19 protein-coding genes and 1 pseudogene are annotated in these 20,006 nt (G+C 73.0%); 16 read left to right on the top strand and 4 right to left on the bottom strand.

The annotated features are described in order from the left end of the window. Window positions 1-147: 147 nt before the first annotated feature. From ID554_RS26340 to ID554_RS26265, 16 genes and pseudogenes are all read left to right on the top strand, one after another. Window positions 148-915: an LppM family (lipo)protein gene (locus ID554_RS26340; RefSeq protein WP_117228103.1), complete on the top strand. Its 768-nt coding sequence runs from the start codon at window positions 148-150 to the stop codon at window positions 913-915. Window positions 916-997: 82 nt separating this feature from the next. Beyond that, window positions 998-1,333: a hypothetical protein gene (locus ID554_RS26335; RefSeq protein WP_117228104.1), complete on the top strand. Its 336-nt coding sequence runs from the start codon at window positions 998-1,000 to the stop codon at window positions 1,331-1,333. A gap of 79 nt (window positions 1,334-1,412) precedes the next feature. Next, window positions 1,413-2,102, top strand: a complete 690-nt coding sequence (locus tag ID554_RS26330) for a carboxypeptidase-like regulatory domain-containing protein (RefSeq protein ID WP_117228105.1) — start codon at window positions 1,413-1,415, stop codon at window positions 2,100-2,102. Window positions 2,103-2,124: 22 nt separating this feature from the next. Continuing rightward, window positions 2,125-3,396: a phage tail sheath family protein gene (locus ID554_RS26325; protein WP_117228106.1), complete on the top strand. Its 1,272-nt coding sequence runs from the start codon at window positions 2,125-2,127 to the stop codon at window positions 3,394-3,396. Window position 3,397: 1 nt separating this feature from the next. Continuing rightward, window positions 3,398-3,877, top strand: coding sequence for a phage tail protein (locus ID554_RS26320; protein ID WP_117228107.1), 480 nt, complete (start codon window positions 3,398-3,400; stop codon window positions 3,875-3,877). Window positions 3,878-4,577: 700 nt separating this feature from the next. Then, window positions 4,578-5,195, top strand: coding sequence for a hypothetical protein (locus ID554_RS26315; RefSeq protein ID WP_147333450.1), 618 nt, complete (start codon window positions 4,578-4,580; stop codon window positions 5,193-5,195). Beyond that, a complete protein-coding gene (locus ID554_RS26310) occupies window positions 5,195-5,938 on the top strand; it encodes a CIS tube protein (protein ID WP_117228109.1) in 744 nt (247 codons plus the stop codon). The genes ID554_RS26315 and ID554_RS26310 overlap by 1 nt, the downstream gene beginning before the upstream one ends. After that, a complete protein-coding gene (locus tag ID554_RS26305; RefSeq protein ID WP_117228110.1) occupies window positions 5,935-7,524 on the top strand; it encodes a phage baseplate assembly protein V in 1,590 nt (529 codons plus the stop codon). The genes ID554_RS26310 and ID554_RS26305 overlap by 4 nt, the downstream gene beginning before the upstream one ends. Next, window positions 7,524-7,862 carry a hypothetical protein gene (locus ID554_RS26300; RefSeq protein WP_117228111.1) on the top strand — a complete coding sequence of 113 codons (339 nt, stop codon included), beginning with the start codon at window positions 7,524-7,526 and terminating at the stop codon, window positions 7,860-7,862. The genes ID554_RS26305 and ID554_RS26300 overlap by 1 nt, the downstream gene beginning before the upstream one ends. Next, window positions 7,859-8,323 carry a GPW/gp25 family protein gene (locus ID554_RS26295; RefSeq protein WP_117228112.1) on the top strand — a complete coding sequence of 155 codons (465 nt, stop codon included), beginning with the start codon at window positions 7,859-7,861 and terminating at the stop codon, window positions 8,321-8,323. The genes ID554_RS26300 and ID554_RS26295 overlap by 4 nt, the downstream gene beginning before the upstream one ends. Next, the gene (locus ID554_RS26290; RefSeq protein WP_117228113.1) at window positions 8,320-10,926 is read left to right on the top strand and encodes a putative baseplate assembly protein; all 2,607 of its coding nucleotides are present in this window, start codon (window positions 8,320-8,322) and stop codon (window positions 10,924-10,926) included. The genes ID554_RS26295 and ID554_RS26290 overlap by 4 nt, the downstream gene beginning before the upstream one ends. Then, window positions 10,907-11,497 (top strand): phage tail protein, encoded by a 591-nt coding sequence (locus ID554_RS26285; protein WP_117228114.1) that lies wholly within the window; start codon window positions 10,907-10,909, stop codon window positions 11,495-11,497. The genes ID554_RS26290 and ID554_RS26285 overlap by 20 nt, the downstream gene beginning before the upstream one ends. Beyond that, window positions 11,494-12,411 carry a hypothetical protein gene (locus ID554_RS26280; RefSeq protein ID WP_117228115.1) on the top strand — a complete coding sequence of 306 codons (918 nt, stop codon included), beginning with the start codon at window positions 11,494-11,496 and terminating at the stop codon, window positions 12,409-12,411. Before ID554_RS26285 ends, ID554_RS26280 begins: the two co-directional genes overlap by 4 nt. Before the next feature lie 111 nt (window positions 12,412-12,522). Continuing rightward, window positions 12,523-12,978, top strand: coding sequence for a hypothetical protein (locus ID554_RS26275; protein WP_117228116.1), 456 nt, complete (start codon window positions 12,523-12,525; stop codon window positions 12,976-12,978). 15 nt (window positions 12,979-12,993) lie between these two features. Further along, a complete protein-coding gene (locus ID554_RS26270; protein ID WP_117228117.1) occupies window positions 12,994-13,764 on the top strand; it encodes a hypothetical protein in 771 nt (256 codons plus the stop codon). A gap of 303 nt (window positions 13,765-14,067) precedes the next feature. After that, window positions 14,068-14,355: pseudogene (locus ID554_RS26265) on the top strand (membrane protein insertase YidC); the annotation flags it as partial. 69 nt (window positions 14,356-14,424) lie between these two features. On the opposite strand, the gene ID554_RS26260 reads toward ID554_RS26265, so the two are convergent. Genes ID554_RS26260 through ID554_RS26245 form a run of 4 tightly spaced genes read right to left on the bottom strand, consistent with a single transcriptional unit; the run spans window position 14,425 to window position 19,989 of the window. Continuing rightward, window positions 14,425-16,755: a beta-xylosidase/alpha-l-arabinosidase gene (locus tag ID554_RS26260; RefSeq protein ID WP_117228119.1), complete on the bottom strand. Its 2,331-nt coding sequence runs from the start codon at window positions 16,753-16,755 to the stop codon at window positions 14,425-14,427. Window positions 16,756-16,815: 60 nt separating this feature from the next. Beyond that, window positions 16,816-17,676 (bottom strand): carbohydrate ABC transporter permease, encoded by an 861-nt coding sequence (locus ID554_RS26255; RefSeq protein WP_117228120.1) that lies wholly within the window; start codon window positions 17,674-17,676, stop codon window positions 16,816-16,818. A 1-nt stretch (window position 17,677) separates the two neighbouring features. Further along, entirely contained in the window at window positions 17,678-18,682 is a 1,005-nt protein-coding gene (locus ID554_RS26250) for a carbohydrate ABC transporter permease (protein ID WP_117228121.1), read from the bottom strand. Next, a complete protein-coding gene (locus ID554_RS26245) occupies window positions 18,679-19,989 on the bottom strand; it encodes an ABC transporter substrate-binding protein (protein WP_117228122.1) in 1,311 nt (436 codons plus the stop codon). Before ID554_RS26245 ends, ID554_RS26250 begins: the two co-directional genes overlap by 4 nt. Window positions 19,990-20,006: the final 17 nt, after the last annotated feature.

Here is a 20,006-nt window from a genome sequence, read left to right as displayed (position 1 = left end):
AAGATCGGCGACCGCCATCTGACTGATCGCTGACTGATGGTTCGGGTCGCGAACGCACAGACTGAGCCCATGAAATCGGGGCCCGGCCGCACCAGGATACTCCACGGCGCGGCGTGTCTCGTCCTACTGGCGGCCCTTTCCGGCTGCATGCAACTCAACACCGGACTGACCGTCAACGCCGACGACACGGTCAGCGGACAGCTCCTGCTGACCGCCGAACGCAACGTGCTGACCGTGAACAACAAGACGCTCGAGGCCGGCTTCGCCGAGCTTCGGCAGAACATCCCGGCGCTTCCCGAAGGCACCGAGACCCGGTACGAGGACGTCACCCACTACGGTTCTCAGATCAACTATCGGAATGTTCCGCTCGATCGATTCGACAGCGAAAGTCTGAGCATCGTCCGGCAGGGTGACGACCGGTACGTATTCACCCTTCCGCTTGATCCGAAGAAGTACGGCGGAAAGGTTGCCGAACAGGATCCGGCGAATCAGGCGCGATTCATGACGCTGATGTCGTTCGAGATCTCGGTGACGTTCCCCGGACGCGTTCTGGACGTCAGCACGGGCGGTCAGGTCAACGACCGTACGGTCACCTGGCGGGTCGCCCGCAACCAGCCGAAGCCGCCCGAACTGCGGGCCGTGGCCGAGGCGCCGCCCCGGCCGTCCGCCCCGGCGGACGAGGAGGACACCGGCGGGGACTTCCCATGGTTGCTGGTCGGAGCCGGTGCGGTGATCCTGCTGTTGGTGGCGACGCTCGTCGTACTCCTGTTGCGGCGGCCGAAGGGCCCGGCAGCCGGCGATTCCCCGACCTCCGGCGCACCTCCCACGCCCGACAGCCCGGGCACGCCCGGCGGCTCGGGCATCCCCGGCCCGGCACCGCGCACCACCACCGGTGGTGCGTCGGGCTCCGGCTGAACCTCAGCCGGCGCCGTCGCCCGCCCCGGCGGGCGGCACCACATCCCACCTCGCACCACGCGAAACCGAAGGGGGATCGGCGATGAACGATCTCTTCACCTGGGCGGCACTGGGCAGTCTCACCGGCGCGAGCGCCGCGACACTGCTGGCCACCAACGTCATCGGCGGGCTGATCGGCCCGAGTGCCGACACCGCACGCAAGTGGATCGCGCTGGGTATCGCCCTGCTGCTGTCGTACCTCACCGCGGCCTTCGCCACTGAGGCGGGCGCCGAGAAGTGGATCATCGCCTTCTTCAACGGGCTGGTCATCTTCTCCGCCGCCCTCGGCGTCAACCAACTGCCCCCCGGCAACCGGCAGGCGACGCCCACCCGGCTGGCGCAGGGCAACGAGCCCCGCTTCATCCGCTCCTGGGCCTGAGTGGAGTCGTCATGATCGGCGTCTACCCGCACGTGTGGAACGAGGCCATCGCGTACCGGATCCAGGGGACGCCGCCGCGATGACCGGAGGCGGTCCGATCGAGGCGGCCACCGCCGAACTGGCGCGGTGGCTGGCCGGGGCGGCGGGCGACGCCGTCCCGGTCGGCCCGCCCGCGCCCGGACCGGCGGCGGACGGGTTGACCCTGTGGCCGCTGGAGTTGCGCCCGGCCCGGCAGACCCGGGGCAGCGGCGGACCCGAGCCGTACCGGCTGATCGTCCGCTACCTGCTCGCCGCCGACGGACCGAAGGCCCTGGCGAAGCTGGACCGGGTGCTGGTCGAGGCCACCAGTCCGAGCGGACACACGCTCGTGCTGGAGGCCGGGGACCCGGCGCTGTGGGTGGCGCTCGGCGTACCGCCCCGGCCCGCCCTGCTGATCGACGTACCGGTGCAGGTCACCCATCCGCACGAGCCGGCACCGCCGGTGCTGCGCCCGCTGCGGCTGCGGCAACTGGAGATGCTCACCTTCGACGGCCGCGTCGTCGGTCCCGCCGACCAGCCGCTCGCCGCGATGCGGGTGGAGGTCGTCGGTCAGCCGTACGCGACCCGCACCGACCCGGCGGGACGCTTCCGGGTCGTCGGCGTGCCACACGACCCGGAGCAGCCCGGACCGGTCCGGCTCCGGCTCACCGGTCGGGGTCAGGTGCTCACCGCCGAGGTGGACCCGACCGACCCCGACATCGTCATCGTCTGCGCGCCACCGACCCGCTGACCCGACCAGTACGGGAGGACCGATGCCCAGCTACTTCTCACCCGGGATCTACGTCGAGGAGGTGCCTGCCGGTGCCCGGCCGATCGGACCGGTCGGCACCAGCACGGCAGCCTTCGTCGGCGTGGCACCGGACCGCACCGCCCGCCTCGGCGAGGCCCTCGCCGTGAACAACTGGACCGAGTTCCTCCGCCTCTACGCCGACGGCGACGAGTTCGAGAGCACCCCGCTGGCCCGCGCGGTCTTCGGTTTCCTCGACAACGGCGGCACCCGCTGCTGGGTGGTCAACGTCGGCGAGGGCGGCGCGCTCACCGGCAACGGCCGCCAGCGCGGCGGGTTGGACCTGCTGGAGGCGATCGACGAGATCTCCATCGTGGCCGCGCCCGGTTTCCACGACGCGGTCGCGCACGAGGCGCTGCTGAGCCTGGCAGAGCGCACCCGCACCATGGTCGCGATCTGCGATCCGGCTCCCGACATCGACGACATCTCGACGTTGACCCGGGTGGCCACGGCCGGCGCCGGCCGGGCGGCGAAGCCCAGCGAGGGCGGCGACACCCCGGCCAGTTCGGGTGGCTCGGGTGGCTCCGGCGGCTCGGGCGGTGGTACGACCGGGTCGAGCGCTAACCCGACGGCGCACCGGCCCCGGCAGTCGGACTTCGGCGCGCTGTACTTCCCCTGGCTGCGGGTACGCGACCCGCTCAGCGGCGACCTGGTGCTCACCCCGCCGAGCGGGCACCTGGCCGGCATCTGGGCCCGCACCGACGCCCTGCGCGGCGTGCACAAGGCACCCGCCAACGAGCCGGTACGCGGCGCCGTCGACCTGGGCCACCTGGTCACCCGCTCCGAGCACGACGTGCTCAACCCCAGGGGCGTCAACGTGATCCGGTACTTCCCCGGCGAGGGCATCCGGGTCTGGGGCGCACGGACGCTCGCCGCCGAGGCCAGCGAGTGGCGGTACCTCAACGTCCGGCGGCTCTCCATCGCCATCGAGCAGGCCATCGCCAACGGCACCCGCTGGATGGTGTTCGAGCCGAACGACTACACCCTGTGGCGCTCCATCCGCCGGGACATCGGCGCCTTCCTGACCCGGGTGTGGCGCGACGGCGCGCTGCTGGGGCGTACGCCCGAGGAGGCGTTCTTCGTCAAGTGCGACGAGGAGACCAACCCGGCCGACGTGCGGGACGCCGGGATGGTGGTCGCGCACATCGGCATCGCGGTGGTCAAGCCGGCCGAGTTCGTGGTGTTCAAGCTGAGCCAGTGGTCCGGCGACACCGAGACCGAGACGATTGGAGGCTGACATGCCCACCACGGCCACTCCGCAGCCGGGCGCCCCGGTCGACCCGTACCGGGCGTACAACTTCAAGCTGCTGGTCAACGGGGTCACCAACGGCCATTTCACCGAGGTCAGCGGGCTGGAGGTGAACATCCCCGCGCAGCCGTACCGGGAGCAGGGCAACGACCGGATCCGGATGATCCCCGGTCAGGTCGAGTACGGCCCGGTCACGCTGCACTTCGGCCTGACCGCGTCCCGGGAGCTGTGGGACTGGGTGCACACCATCGCGCGGGGCACGAGCGACCGCCGCAACGTGTCGGTGGTGCTGCTCGACTCCGTCGGCACGGCCGAGGTGCTGCGCTGGAACCTGCTCAACGCCTGGCCCACCCGGTGGCGCGGCGCGCACCTCAACACGCTCGGCCAGGAGATCGCCATCGCGGCGCTGACGCTGCGCTACGAGAGCCTGGAACTGGAGACCGGCGGTGCCGCGCCCACGCCCGCGTAGCTGGATCGCCGGTCGACTCCGGTCCGCCGCGCGCGCCGTGGACCGCGTCGCCAGCCTGGTCGACGCCGCGCCCGACCCCGCGGGCGGCGCGGGCGATGCGGGTGGCGCGCCCAACGCGGGTGGCACGGGCGGCGGGACCGACGCCGTGGGGTCGTCGGGCGCGAGCGTGGAGTCGCGCGCGTACCGGCAATCGGGCCGTCTCCCGGAGCACTGGCTGCGCGTGGTCGCCGCCCACGCCCCGGGGCTGCTCCGCGACCTCGCGGCCGAGGGGCCGGTGGACGTGACCGGTCCGTGGACCGGACGACGGGCGTCCGATGGCGACCGGGGCGCGAGAGTTCCGTGGGCCGACGCCACGTCGCCGGAGACCGACCGGTCATCCCCCGCCCCCTTTGCTCTGCTTCAACCGACGCAACCCCCGGGATACCGCACGGCGGCCGTTGCGTGGAGTGAAGCAGAGCAAAGGCGCGGTGCGGGGGCAGGTGTCGGCCCGGCGACGGGCGCGGCGGACGCCCCAGGGGCGGGCACATCGGACCGACCACGGCGGGATGGCGGCAACCACCCCGGGCACGCCGATGCCGCTCCGGACGCCGTCGGCTCGGCGCACGGTCTCAGGTCGACGATGGATCGGTCACGACCAGCGACGGATCCGCCGGAAGCGCCGCGAGCGCTGCCGGAACGCACCAGAGCGGTGCTGCGCCTGGTGAGCTCGGACCCGGACCCCTCGTCCGCGCGGGCACAGCGGTGGGGTTCACACCAAGCGCCGCCGGACACCTCGACGGCCGGCACCGCCGCCAGGCTCGGCCCGAACCCGGACGGCAGCGGGATCCGGCATCCGGCGCGGTGGGGTGGGACCGGCCCGGACGGCGCCTGGCATCCCGCGCGGTCGGATGGGACCGGTCCCGACGGGGCGCGGTACCCGGCGCGGTGGGGGGCGGCCGGACCGGCAGTCGGTGGGGACGGCCTGTCCCGGCCGGCGGCGGGCGGGGACTACGCGGACCGGACGACGGTGGGTGGTGACGACCTGTCCCGGCGGGGCGATGCGGTCGGCCGGCGGCGCGCGGACGGCGCGTTCGGTGACGGGCTCTGGCCCGGTGCGGGGCTGCCGGCCCGTGGCGGGCACCGGCCGAGCCTCCCGCGCGGGCCGTGGCCGGACCTCGCCGGTTCCGGGGCCACGGACGTCCGGTCGGGCGACGGGCGGGAGAGCGCCGACCCGTGGCCGGTGCTGCCGGACGACCGGTCGCTGTGGGCGGTTCCCGATCCGGAGGCCGCCGCCACGGCCCACCTGCGCCGGCTGGACCGGGAACAGGCGGGCGGCTGATGGAACGGGTCGCCTTCCTCGTCGACGCCACCGGTGAACGGGTGGACTGCCTGCTCAACCCGGAGACCGTCCAGGTCAGTCGCCTGGCCGGAGTCCGGCACCGGAGTAGCGCCGGCAGCCTGCTCACCGGTGCCGGGCTCCCCGACGACCCGCTGGTGTTCACCGGTGGTGGGCGTACCGAACTCGTCCTCGACCTGCTCTTCGACACCGACTTCGCGGAGGGGCAGGTCCGGCCCGCCGACGTCCGCGCGCTGACCCGTCCGCTGTGGATGCTGGCGGAGAACTCGGCGGTCGAGCACGGTTGGGTCCGGCCACCACTGGTGCGGCTGGTCTGGGGCAAGACCTGGAACGTGCCCGGGGTGATCGTGGCCGTGGCGGAACGGTTCGACGCGTTCACCGCGACGGGTTCGCCGCGCCGCTCCTGGCTGCGGCTCAAGCTGGTGCGGGTCGCCGAGGACGCCACCCGGGCCGAGGAGGGCTTCGCCGAGGAACTGGCCGAGGCGCAGACGCCGGCCGTCGCGCCGGGCACCGCCCTGGTGGCCGCCGGCGACGGCACCGCCACGGCCGACTCCACCGGCGTACGCTTCGACCTGCTCGCCCACGACGCGCTCGGCTCGCCGCTGCGCTGGCGGCTGCTGGCCGAGCACAACCGGATCACCGACCCGCTCGCCGTGCCCGCCGGAACCGCCCTGGCCGTGCCGCCGTTGCCGGGCACCGCCCCCGCCACGGGCGACGGGACATGAGCGGCGGCGCGCCCCGGGCGCTGACCGTACTGCTCGACGGCGGCCCGCTCGACGGCCCCGGGCGGGTGCTCTCGGCGCGGGTGGCCGCCCGGCTGGACCGGCCCACCCAGTGCGAGGTGGCACTGACCACCGGGCCGGGCAGCGCCACGCCGGCCGCCACGGCCCGGGTCGGCGCACGCCTGGAGGTCCGCCTCGACGGACACCCGGCGGCAATGTTCGGCGGTGAGGTCACCGCCGTCGAGGTCGAGTACGCCGCCGACGGCGCGGCGATCCTGCGGATCCGGGCGTACGACGCGCTGCACCGGCTGCGCAAGCGGCAACGGTTGCGGGTGTTCGAGTCGGTGACCGCCGCCGGGCTGGCCGCCGAGCTCTGCGCCGACCTGGGACTGCGGGTCGACGCCGAGGTCGACGGGCCACGGCTGGAGCGGTTGCCGCACCACCGCCCGAGCGACCTGGACCTGCTGCTGGAGGTGGCCGGCCGGGCCGGGCTGCACCTCAGTGTCGATGACGACGTGCTGCGCCTGCTGACGCTCGACGGGTACGGCACACCGCTCCCGCTCACGTTCGGCCGCGACGTGCACGGCCTGCGCCTGTCGGTGAACGCCGACACCGCCGTGGGCGAGAGCGCCGCGCTGGGCTGGCACCCGCAGCGGGCCGAACCGCTCGCCTCCCAGGCCGGGGTGCCCCGGTGCGGGCGGGAAACGCCGGTGGACCCGGATCCCGCCGACGTCGGCGCGGACGGCACCCGCACCGCCCTGGACCAGCCGGGCCGCAGCGACGACGAGATCGCCGCGCTGGCCCAGGCCCGGCTGGACGTACGCGCGGCGGCGCTGGTGACCGCCGAGGGCACCGCCGAGGGTGATCCCGCGTTGCGCCCCGGCCGCCGGATCCGGTTGACCGGGGTCACCGAGCCGATGGCCGGCACGTACGTGCTGACCGAGGTGGTGCACACCGTCGACGCCGACGGGTACCTCAGTCGTTTCTCCACCGTGCCGCCTCCGGCGCCACCGGCCGGGCCACCCGCCCCGGCGGTGGTCACCCTGGGCACCGTCACCGACGTGGCCGACCCGGACGGGCTGGGCCGGGTGCGGGTGGAACTGCCGGCGTACGGCGGGGCGGACGCGGGTTGGCTGGCGGTGCTCTGCCCGGGGGCCGGCCGGGGCAAGGGACTGGTGGCGCTGCCCGATCCGCAGGACCACGTGCTGGTGGCGCTGCCCGGTGGCGAACCCGCCTCCGGTGTGGTGCTCGGCGCGCTGTTCGGCGCCGTCCCGCCGTACGACACCGGGGTGGACGACGGGCGGGCCCGACGCTGGTCGCTGCGGACCTCGGGCGGGCAGCAGGTGGTGGTCGACGACGTGGCCCGCAGCCTGCGGCTGAGCACCGACGGCGGTAGCTGGCTGGAGCTGACCCCGGAGCTGGTCACCCTGCACGCCGCCGCCGACCTGGTGCTCTCCGCCCCGGGTCGGGCGATGGTGGTGCGCGCCCGCAGCGTCGACTTCCTGCACGCCGAGGCGACCGAGGACCCGGGCACCGCCGCCGAGCGGGCCCGCAGCCTGGCCCGCGCCCATCACCAAGGAGGTGGCTGATGCGCTGGATCCATCGCGACTCGGTGATCAGGTGCGACCACGACGGCCGGGTCCGCAACGAGGAGTCGCAGCGCTGGGTGCGGGTGGTCGGCGTACCGGTGCTGGTGGCCGACGACCCGAAGGGCCGAAAGATCGTCGCGTGCCCCAACTACGGCGCGACGGTCAAGCCGTGCACGAAGACCGAGCCGGTACGGGTCGGCTACAGCGACTTCGTGCGCGTGGACGGTGACCGGGTGGTGCTGTCGCACCTGGAGGGCTTCACCGACGGCAGCCCACCGGGCCAGTTCCGGTACCGGGTGCGCGATCCCCGGCAACGGTTCCTGGGGGCCGACCGGTGAGGGCGATCCGGTTCCTCGGCGCGGGTTTCAACGCCGGTCGCAGCGGTGGGCTCGGGCTGACCGCGGCCGGCGGGCTGGCCATGACCGACGGCGACGAGACGGTACGCCAGGCGCTGTTCCTGCTGCTGTCCACCACGCCGGGCGAGCGGCTGATGCGCCCCGGGTACGGCTCCCGGCTACACCGGTTGGTCTTCGCGCCGAACGACGACACCACCGCCGGGTTGGCCATCCACTACGTCCGGGCGGCGGTCACCCGCTGGGAGCCCCGTGTCGACGTGCTCGACGTGGACGCCGGGCCGGACCCGGACGATCCGTGGCGGCTGGTGATCCGGCTGGACTACCGGATCCGGGCCAGCCTCACCCCCGGACAGTTGGTCTTCTCCGTGGACCTGCTGCCGACCGACGACGACCCGTCGGGCCCGACCCCGGATCCCGGCGCCGACGCTGAGGAGGGGCGATGACCCTGCCCGTGCCGCACCTGGACGACCGGACCTTCCTCGACCTGGTGACCGAGGCCCGGGAGCGGATCCGGCAGTCCTGCCCCGGCTGGACCGACCTGTCCGCGCACGATCCGGGCATCGCCCTGCTGGAGGCGTTCGCGCACCTCACCGAGGTGATGATCTATCGGCTGAACCAGTTGCCGGAGAAGGCGTACGTCTCCTTCCTCAACCTGCTCGGGGTGACCCGGCACGCCCCGTCGGCGGCCTGGGCGGACGTCCGGTTCACCCGCACCGGCGCCGACGACGCGCTGCGGATCCCGGCCGGCACCCGGGTCGCGGCGGCGCGCGGCGCGGACCTGCGACCGGTCGTCTTCGTCACCTGCGAGCCGGCGCTGCTCGCCGCCGGCCAGCGCGAGGTGACCGTGCGGATGCACCACTGCGAGCCGGTCGAGGCGGAACTGCTCGGCGTCGGCACCGGCGTGCCGGGGCAGGTGCTGCGCGCCGGGCGGGCCCCGCTGGCCCGGACCGCCGAACCGCTGGACCTGCTGCTCGGCGTCGAGGTGCCGACCGGCTCGGTGGAGTTGGGCGCGGCGGCCCGCGAGCACGAGGGACGCACCTTCGAGATCTGGCGGGCGGTGGACAGCTTCGCCGGCCTCGGGCCGCAGGACAAGGCGTACCTGGTGGACCGGTGCTCGGGCACGGTGACCTTCGCCCCGGCGCTGGACCTGCGCGGGCCGGACTCGTCGGGCGACGACGACCCGGTCGCGGCGGTGCCGCCCGCCGGGCGGCAGGTGCGGCTCTGGTACCGCGCCGGTGGCGGCACCGCCGGCAACGTGGCGGCCGGGACGCTGACCAGCCTGCGCGACCCGCTGCCCGGGGTGAAGGTGGTCAACCCGTCACCGGCGGCCGGTGGCCGGGAGATGGAGGCGATGGAGTCGGTGCTGCTGCGCGGCCCGTACGCCTTCTTCGCCCAGCAGCGCGCGGTGACCGCCCGCGACTTCGAGGTGCTGGCCACCGGCTCCGGCGGGGTGAGCCGGGCGCGCGCCTTCACCCGGGCCGCCGTCTACAGCTTCGCCCGGCCCGGCGAGGTCGAGGTGGTGCTGGTGCCGTACGTGCCGGACGACTCCCGGCCGGGCGGCCGGCTGCCGGTGACGGAGCTGCGCGGGCACGAGGTGGAGGAGGCCCGACTGCGGGTCGAGGCGGATCTGGAGCGCCGCCGCTCGCTCGGCACCACCTGCCGGGCGAGCTGGGCGCGGTACAAGGCGGTGTCGATCCGGGCCCGGGTGGTGGTCCGCCGGGAGGAGGACGTGGAGGCGGTCCGGCGGCGCATCCACGACCGGCTGCACCAGACGTTGAGCCCGCTGCCCACCGCGCTGAACCCGGCCGGCTGGGCGTTCGGCGAGCCGCTGCGCGCGTCCAACGTGTACCGGCTGCTGGAGCACGCCGAGCCGGGGGTGCGCTACGTCGAATCGGTGCGGTTCGTCGTCGACGAGGCCCCTGACCAGCAGGTACGCACCATCGCCGCAGACCAGTACCAGCCGCGCACCTGGTACGCGGGAAGCGGCCCGGTGCTGTTCCGCTCCACCAACGCCGGCGCCGGCTGGGAGCCGGCGGGCCGTTTCGACGGGGAGACCGTGCAGCGGGTGGCGCCCGCGCCCGCCCCGGTCCGGCCCGGCATCGTGCCCCGGCCCGGGTCGGTGGCGGTGGCCACCGTCCGCTCCGGTGGCGGTTCCCGGGTGCACCTGAGCACCGACCTCGGCGAGAGCTGGTCGCTGCTGGCCGATCTGGACTCGCGGATCAGTGACCTGGCCTGGATCGACCGGGACGGCGCGGGGGCACTGCTGGTCGCCACCGACACCGGCCTGTACGAGGTGTCGCTGCTGCCCGGCGCGGTGCCGTTGCAGATCCTGGTCGACCCGGCCGACGCCGACCGGGGCTTCTACGCGGTGCGGGCGTACGTCTCCGAGCGCGGCGCGCCCGGGGTGGCGGTGGCCGCGCAGGCCGGATTCGGGGTCTACCTGTCCGCCAACGCGGGACGGCCGGGCAGCTTCACCCACGTCGGCCTGGCCAACGTGGACAACCGGCTGCTCGCCGTGCAGTACGACGGCCCGGCCACCCTGCTGTGGAGCGGCGCCGGGGAGCCGGACCCGAAGCGGCCCGGTCAGGGCTGCTTCCGGGCCCGGCTGTTCGAGTCCGACGTGAAGTGGCAGACGATGCAGTCCGGCTGGATCGGCGGCACCTGCCGGGACCTGACCTTCAGCGGCACGCTGGCGCTGGCCGCCACGCAGAGCGGCGGGGTGTTGCGGCTGGACACCGTCGCGGCGCAGCCGCAGTGGTCGTCGGTGTCGGTCAACTGCGGGCTGCCGCTGCGTGACCGCACCCGGTTCGTGCCGGTGGACGCGATCGCCGCCACCGCCGGAACGGACCGGCTAACCGCCGGAACGGACCGGCTAGTGCTCGCGGGCGGTGAACGTGGCGTGCACCGCAGCGGCGACGCGGTCGACTGGTCGGCCAGCGCCAACCAGGCCACCGCCGACGTGGTCACCGTCCCGGACACCTGGCTGCTCTGCTCCGGCGAGCACGACATCGAGGTGGTGCGGCAGGATGCGTCGACCGGCCATTGAGCGGCTGCTGCCCGCCGCGTACCAGCGGGCCTGTGTGCCGGGCAGCGTGCTGTGGGCGCTGCTGGACGTGATGGAGGCGCTGCATGCGCCGGACGAGGCGGTGCTGGCCGAGGTTGACGCGCTGTTCGCGCCGTACCGCGCGCCGGACGGCATGGTGGCGTACCTGGCCCGGTGGGTGGCGATGGACCACGTGGTCGCCGCGCCCCGCCGGGACGCCCCGCTGCCGCTGCCGCGGAGCCGGCTGCGTGACCTGGTGGCGCACGGTGCGGCGCTGGCGACCTGGCGGGGCACCCCGGACGGGCTGCGGACCGCCCTGGAACTGGCCACCGGGGTCACCGGTTTCGTCCTCGACGAGCCGGCCGACCGGCCGTTCCACCTGGTCGTCCGGGTGCCGGCGACCGCCGCCGACCAGCTCGACCTGGTCAGCCGGATCGTGGCGGCGGAGAAACCGGCCGCCGTCACCGCCGACGTCACCGTCACGGAGAGCGCACCGGCGGTCGGCCGGGCCACCGTGCCATCCCCCGCCCTCGTTCCCACCCCGCCCGATCCCGCTCCGGAGGAGCCGTCATGACCACCGAATGGACCGTCGTCGCCGCAGCCGAGCAGTTCACCCTGGACGCCCGGAACACCGGTGAGCTGACCTTCACCGTCTCCAACCCGGGGCTCGCGCCGGACACGGTGGTGTTCGACGTGGCGCCCGGCGAGGGGACGCAACGCTCCTGGTTCACCGTCACCGAACCGCAGCGGGTGGTGCCCGGGCAGGGCTCGGTGTCCTTCCTGGTCCGCCTGGCCGTGCCGGCGGGGACACCGCCGCGCCGCTACGACATGACCGGGTTCGCGTACTCGGCGAACACCGCGCCGGAGGAGAGTTCCCGGTCCAGCGGCCGGGTCACCTACGAGGTACGTGCCGTGGCGCCGCCGACGCGTACGCCCTGGCCGTGGATCGCCGCCGCGGCGGCGCTGGTGCTGGTGGTCTCGGCGGTGGTGGTGTTCCTGGTGGCCCGCGACGACGATCCGCCGCCACAGGCCCGGGTGGTGACCGTGGAGGCGGAGACGCTGGTGCCCGGTGCCCGGGTCGAGTCGCCGACGGGCGCCGCGCCGACTGTGGCGGTGCAGCCGAACTGCTGCGAGGTGACCTGGTCGCAGGACAACCAGTTGTTCTTCCTGGCGCGGGCGGTCAACGACCGGGTGACCGTGACGGTGGAGCTGCCGGCCCAGGCCACCTGGCAGTTCTCCGCCGTGCGGACCACCGCCCCGGACTACGCCAACACGGTGTTCCTGATCGACGGCCGGCAGGTCGGCGACCCCTTCATCGGCTTCTCCCCCACCGTGCGGGTCACCGACTGGGTCGACGTGGCGCGGGTGCCGCTGGCGGCGGGCCCGCACCAGATCACCCTGGTGGCGATCGGCAAGACGCAGAGCACCGACCGCTACTTCGCCGGCCTGGACGCGATCCGTTTCACCGAGCTCCCACCCACGCCCTGACCTTGGTTGATCAAGAGCTTTGCGTCAGCTCAGTGCCTGTTCCCGACGCAAACTTCTTGATCAACGCGGTGAGAGCAGCGATGGCGACGCGCGACGGAGTGGGGTGAGGGTGTGAGTGGGCGGCAGAAGGTGCTGCTGGCGGTGCTTGGCGTCCTGCTGGTGGTGTTGTTTGGGGTGGCGGTGGGGGCGGGGCGCGGGGACCGGGGGGATCCGGCAGGGCGGTATTCGCTGGTCGACCTGCTGGGGCGGGCCGGCGGTGGGACGCAGGCGGTGGAGCCGGCCACGGTCGACGCGGACTGCGTCGAGTCATCCGGGCTGCTGGCCGTCAGCGGCGACTGCGAGCTGCGGGTGGCCGACCCGGGTGGGTTGCGCACGCTGATCCTGCGCAGCCCGGAAGCGTTCACCGTCGAGGCGCCAGCACCGGGGGACGCCGAGTTCACCATCGAGGACGACGTCACACCGGCCGACGACGGCACCGGCGCGGTGGCCCGGATCGCCGTGGACCGGGCCACCACGGTACGGGTGAGCTGCCCCGGCGGCTGCCCGGTCACGATCGCGCGGGACTGAGGCGGGGAGGCCGGGATGGGTGCGCTGCGCAGGCCGTTCCTGCTGCTGGCGATGCTGGCGCTGGTGCTGGCGGTGGGCGTCGAGGTGGGGGCCGGGCTGCTGCTGGGCGGCGGCGACGCCGGTGCGGCGCTGACCGGTAGCGCCGGTGACCTCGGGGTCGAGGTCGGTGACGTGAGCGGGGTCAGCGAGCCGTCCGGCCGGGGCACCGGCTACCTGGTGCTCGTCGACGCGGTGGCGCTCTGGACCACCGGGCTGTTCTGCCTGGGGCTGGTGCTGCCCGAACGGATCCACGGCCGGGTGCAGGGCGTCGCCACGCTGATCTTCTCGATCGTCCTGATCATCGTGGCGTTCGTGGCGTTGATCGTGGCCTTCGTCGAGCTGATGGTCATGGTGTCGTTGTTCCTGGCCGTGCCGTTCGGCACGCTGGCGTACCTGGCGTTGTGGGGGTTCTTCCCGGTCGGTGACGCCGCCGTGCTGCTCGGTCTGGCGCTGCTGCTCAAGCTCGCCTGGGCCGGGCTGCTCGTGCTGGCCCAGCCGAAGTTCCTGCAGAACAAGGGTCTGGTCCTGCTGATCCTGACCAGCCTGTTCTGCACGGTGCTGCTGGAGTTCCTGCACAACCTGGTGCCGGTGATCCTGGTGAGCATCCTCGACGACCTGGGCGCGCTGATCTTCGCGGTCATCGCGATCGTCTGGGCGCTGGTGCTGCTGATCGGCGCCATCCCGGCGATCGTCAAGGCGGTCCGCGCCACCGCCGCCCTCCGCGCCGAGCCCGATCCCGACCGCTAGGCCCGACACACGGGTTGCGGGGTGCGCGGGGCGGATATGGTGGTGCCGTGATCGGGCTCGGCATGATCTGGTACCTCGTCGGCGTGCTCGCCGACGTCGGTGCCTCCAGCATGCTGTCCGGCACGGCTGCGGCGACCGGCGTGCTGCTGACCGTCGTGCTCGCCGCCGCCAACCTGGTCCATCGGGTGGTCACCGCCCCCGACCTGCGGATCACCCGCCGGCTCCTGCGGGAGCGGGCCGGGCGCACGGGCGTGCCCCGACACCGCGATCCGGACGCCGCAGGCCGGGCCCGCCCCAGGGCAGCAGCGACTGATGCTCTACGGCATCCCGTTCTCGCTGCTGGTCTCGGGCCTGATCTTCCCGATCGGCGTGATCATCTACTGGGTGACCACGAACCTGTTCTCCCTCGCCCAGCAGACCTGGGTCCTCCGGAAGTACCCGCCGCCGGTCACCGGCAGCGCGGCACCGAAGGCGGCGGCCCCGCCGCCCGCCGACCCGACGCGCGTCACACCGTCCCCGGCGCGGTCGCTCGCGCCCCGGCCGGGCGCGAAGCCGACCACCGCCCGCAAGGGCCCGCCGCGCGGCCGATAGCCGCCGGGATCCTGGTACGTCGCCGCCCTTCGCGGGGCCGCGACGCACCAGGATCCACAGGGGCGGCTGTCAGCGCACGTGGGTGGTGGTCCAGCGCGGCGACGAGTTGGTCACCGGGGTGGTGTCGCCGACCAGGATGGTGCGTGCCTCGGCGTCCCGGCGGACACTGCTGCCCACCCAGAGGTCGACCTCGCCGGGCTCCACCACGCGGGTGAGGCTGCGGTCGGTGAAGGCCAGGCGGGTGGTGGGCACCGTCAAGTCGACGGTGACCGACTGGCCCGGCTCCAGGTGCACCCGGTGGTAGCCCAGCAACTGGGCCACCGGCCGGGTCACCGAGGCGACCAGGTCACGACCGTAGAGCTGGACCACCTCGGCGCCGGCCACCGCACCGGTGTTGGTGAGCCGGACGCTCACCGGCAGCGCACCGTCGGTCGGCACCGTGGCGGGGACGGTCAGGTCGGCGTACTCGAACGTGGTGTAGGACAGGCCGTGACCGAAGGGTGCCACCGGGGTCGCCGGCAGGTTGGTCACCTCGTTGCCTTCGCCGAGGGTCGGGTGCAGGTACGAGAACGGCTGCGCCCCGGCCGAGCCGGGCAGGCTGACCGGCAGCCGTCCCGACGGGTTGACCCGGCCGGAGAGTACGCCGGTGATCGCGCCCGCCCCCTCCTCGCCGGGGAAGAACGCCTGCACCACGGCCGCGCACCGGGCCAGCGCCCAGCCGAGCGCGTACGGCCGGCCGGTGAGCAGCACCAGGACCACCGGCGTGCCGGTCGCCAGCACCGCCTCGACCAGCTCACGCTGGACACCCGGCAGCTCCAGGTCCTCGCGGTCGCAGCCCTCGCCGACCGTGCCGCGCCCGAACAGGCCCGCGTGGTCGCCGACCACCAGGACGGCCACGTCCGCCGCGGCGGTGGTGGCCACCGCCTCGTCGAACCCGGACCGGTCCTCGGTGTCCACGTCGCAGCCCCGCGCCCAGCTCACCATGTCGGCGCCGAACTCGGCCCGCGCCGCCGCGAGGACCGTGGGCACCTCGATGCCGGTCTCCACGTCCGGGTGCTGGACCAGCACGTGGTTGAGGAAGGAGTAGCAGCCGAACAGCGCACCCTCCCGGTCCGCGTTCGGCCCCACCACCGCCACCCGCCGACCGACCGACAGCGGGAGTACGCCCTTGTTGGCGACCAGCACGACGGACTTCTCGGCGAGCCGGCGGGCGATCGACCGGTGCTCCGGCGAGTCGAGGTCGACCGGCTCGGGCTCGTCGTCGAAGGTGGCGTCGAGCAGCCCGAGCGCCTGCTTCTGGCGTAGCACCCGCAGCACCGCCCGGTCCACGACCGCCTCGTCGAGCCGGCCCGACCGCACCGACTCGGCCACCGTCAGGTACGCGTCGCCGGTCGGCAGCTCGATGTCGACACCGGCGGTCAGCGCCTGCACCGCCGCGTCGGCGTGGTCGGCCGCGACGTGGTGCAGCAGGTGCAGGAAGGCCACGCCGAAGTAGTCGGCGACCACCGTGCCGTCGAAGCCCCACCGGTCCCGCAGGATCCCGGTCAGCATGGTCGGGTCGGCAGCCACCGGTACGCCGTCGATCTCCGCGTACGAGTGCATGACCGACCGCGCGTCGCCGTCCAGGATCGCCATCTCGAACGGCGGGATCAGCACGTCGGCGAGTTCCCGGGGACCGGCGTGCACCGGGGCGAAGTTGCGTCCGGCGCGGGAGGCGGAGTAGCCGGCGAAGTGCTTGAGCGCGGCCAGCACGCCCTGCGACTGGAGTCCCCGCACGTACGACGTGCCGAGCGTGCCGACGAGGTAGGGATCTTCGGCGATGCACTCGTCGACCCGCCCCCACCGGGGGTCACGGATCACGTCGAGCACCGGGGCGAGCCCCTGGTGGATGCCGAGGGCCCGCATGGACGCCCCGATCGCCTCGGCCATCGCGGTGACGAGTTCCGGATCGCAGGCGGCGCCCCACGCCAGCGGGGTGGGGAAGGTCGCCGCCCTCCACGCGGAGAGCCCGGTGAGGCACTCCTCGTGGACGATCGCCGGGATGCCGAGCCGGGTGCCGGTCACCAGGTCCGACTGGAACTTCCACAACCAGGACGCGCGGGCGGCAGCGTCGACGGGCCGGGTGCCGTACGCCCGGGTGAGGTGGCCGAGTCCGTGCCGGGAGAAGGTCTCCAGCTTGCCGACGTCGGCGAACTCGCCCTGCAACGGCGCGACGGTCTCGCCGTCCTCCTTCTCCCAGAAGCCGACGAGCTGGGCGACCTTCTCCTCGATCGTCATCCGCCCGAGCAGCTCGCGGACCCGTGCCTCGTCGTCCGGTCGGTCGGACCGGTCGTGCCGGTCGTGGCCCGGCCCCGGTTGTGCCGGGACCGGTGCGCCGACCACGCCGTGGACCTCAGTCATGCTGTGCTTTCCCCTTTGCGTTGTGCTGGTGCCGCGTCGGCTCTGGTCGTGCCGCGCCGCTCAGCCCTTGACCGCGCCCTGCAGGCCACCGACGATCTGCTTCTCGGCGAACGTGAAGAAGAGAAGTGCCGGCAGCATTGCCAGCGACGTGAAGGCGAGGATTCCGGCCGTGTCCGAGGTGTACTGGCTGGAGAAGTTCTGCACGCCCAGCGGCAGGGTGTGCAGGCTGGCGTCACCGAGGACGAGCAACGGCAGGAGGAAGGCGTTCCAGCTCGCCACGAACGCCAGGATGCCGACGGTGACGAGGGCGGGACGCGACAGCGGGAGCATGATGCGCCAGAGGAACCCGAGCCGACCGGTGCCGTCGATCGCGGCGGCGTCCTCCAGCTCGCGCGGGATCGCGGAGAGGAAGGGCCGCAGGATCACGATCGTCAACGGCAACGAGAAGGCGATCTGCGGAAGGATCACCGCGTAGTACGAGTTGATCAGGTTCAGGTCGCGCAGCATGAGGTAGAGCGGCAGGATCGCCGCGCCGGCCGGGAAGAGCAGGCCGAGCGTGAAGAAGGTGTAGAGCACCTCACGGCCACGGAAGGTGTACCGGGCCAGCACGAACGCGGCGCAGACCCCGAGCAGGACGACGCCGAGCGTGGTGCCCAGGGCGATCACCGCGCTGTTGAACGCCTGCGCCCAGAAGTCGCTCTGCGTCAGCACCCGGGCGTAGTTGTCGAAGACCCACGGGTCGGGCAGGCCGGCCGGATCCGCGACGATCTGCGGGGTGGCACGAAAACCGCCGATGATCACGTACAGCACCGGGACGATCGACACCGCCGCGACCGCGAGGGCCAGCGCGTAGGTGAGAGGGTTGCCCCACGACACCGGGCGACGCCGGTTGGGCGGGGACAGGGTGGCGTTCGCGGTCACGTCAGTTCGCCCTTCCGGTCATGGCGCCCTGGATGTCGCGGCGGAGCAGGAACCGCTGGAACAGCAGTGCCGCGACGAACGAGATGACGAAGAGGATCACCGCCACGGCGTTGCCGTACCCCCACAGCCGGGCGAAGAACCCGTTGTCCACCATGTACGTGGCCATGGTCGCGGAGGCGCCGAGCGAGCGTACGGCGGGCACCGAGGTCACCCAGATCACGTCGAAGACCTGCAACGAACCGATCATCGACAGGAACATCCAGATCCGGATGGTGGGGCCCAGCAGCGGCAGGGTGACGTGCCGCTGGATCTGCCACCAGCTCGCGCCGTCGATGGCGGCGGCCTCGTTCAGCTCCTGCGGCACGTTGGACAGGCCGGCGAGCAGCAGGATGATGGCGAAGCCGACGTACTTCCAGGTGAGCACGAACAGCAGCGTCCAGATGACGATGTCCAGGTCGGCCAGCCATGCCTGCACCAGGCCGCCCATCCCGATCGACTGGAGCAGCGCGTCGAGGCTGCCGCCGGGGGTCAGGATCAGCTTCCACATGATGCCGACGGTGACCTCGGCGAGCACGTACGGCACGAACGCCAGCAGGCGGAACACGGTGCGGCCACGGAAGTGTCGGTTGAGCAGCAGGGCCACGCCGAGGGCGATCGGCCCCTGCACCAGCAGCGAGCCGAAGACGATGATGGCGTTGTTGCGCAGCGCGTCGAGGAAGATCGGATCCTGGAACGCCATGACGTAGTTGTCGAACCCGATGTACTCGGTGGGCGGTCCGACGCCACGCCAGCGGAAGAGGCTGTAGTAGACGGCGAAGCCCATCGGCACCAGTACGAACGTCACGTAGACGACGATCGCCGGTGTGGTGAGACCGATGATCTCGTACCACTTGCGTCGCGTCTCGGCGGCCCGGTCCCGCGAGGCGCGCCGGACGGGCCGGAGCCCCGCCGGCGGCGCGGAGGCGCCGCCGGCAGGGTCCAGTGTGGTGGGGTTGGTGGAGGTCACTTGCGCGCGGCCGCCTTCATCGCCTCGACGACCTGCTCGGGCGTCCCGTTGCCGGCGAAGATGGCGACGATCGCGTCGTTCATCGCGTTGCCGACGGTGCTACCGAACGCGGTGTCCAGCCAGAGCTGCACGTAGGTCGCGCCGGTGGTGGCCTCCAGGATGGAACGCAGGGCCGGGTCCTCGACGCCGGCCTCGGCGCCCTTGGCGACGGGCAGGCCGGTGCCGGTCTGCGCGTAGCCCTTCTGCACCTCGGGGCTGACGATGTACTTGAGGAACTCGACGCACTCGCCCGGGGCGTTCTTGGCGCAGGCGAAACCGTCGCCACCGCCGAGGGCCGCCTTCGGGTCACCGGCGGAGCCGGAGATCGCCGGCACCGGGAACCAGCCGAGGAACTTCTTGAGGGCCTCCTCGTCGGAGGCCACGGTCTCCAGCGTGCCCTTGTTCCAGTCGCCCATCAGCTCCATGGCGGCCTTGCCGTTGGCGAGCAGACCGTTGGCGCTGGTCGGGTCGTTCTGGCCCGGGGTGGCGATGAAGTTGTCCTGGAACGGCGTGGTGTCGATGAAGGTCTTGAGGTCCTGGCCGGCCTTCACGAAGCACGGGTCGTCGAAGACCGTCTCGGTGCTGGCCTTCTTCAGCGTGTCCACGGAGCAGGCGCGCAGGGCGAAGTTGTACCACCAGTGGGCGGCGGGCCACTTGTCACCGGCGCCCAGCGCGATCGGCACGACGTTGATCGCCTTGAGCTTGGTGACCGCGTCGTTGAGCTCCTCGAACGTGGTCGGCGGAGCGGCGATGCCGGCCCGCTGGAACATGTCCTTGTTGTACCAGATGCCCTCGATGCCCATCCGGTACGGCAGACCGTACTGCTTGCCGTCCACCTGCCAGATCTCGGCGGCGCTGCCGATGTTGCCGACCTCGGTCTTCACCTGCTCGGTGATGTCCTTGAGGTAGTCGGCCTCGACCTGCTCACGGATCTCGCCGCCGCCCCACGCCTGGAAGATGTCCGGCGGGTCGTTGCTGAGCAGCGCGGCGGGCAGCCGGGTGCGCTGGAGCTGGTTGGTCTCGATCGCCTCGATCTCGATCGTGACGGTCGGATGGAGCGCGGTGAAGTCGTCGGCGACCTTCTGCCAGTAGGTCTTGCCGGGCCCGTCCTGGGAGGCGTTGTGCCACCAGGTCAGGGTCACCGGGTTCTTGAACAGCTCACTCTCGGGAGGAGCTTCGGACTCACCGCCGCCGCCACACCCTGCGGCAAGCAGTGCTGTGGTGATGGACAGCGCTATGGCGGTGGTGACGCGGCGCTTTATAGCCATCGGTATCTCCTCGACAT

This window comes from Micromonospora craniellae (assembly GCF_014764405.1).
GTDB lineage: Bacteria > Actinomycetota > Actinomycetes > Mycobacteriales > Micromonosporaceae > Micromonospora > Micromonospora craniellae.
Note: the sequence above shows the minus strand (reverse complement) of the source record. Positions and strands in the feature narration are given on the sequence as shown.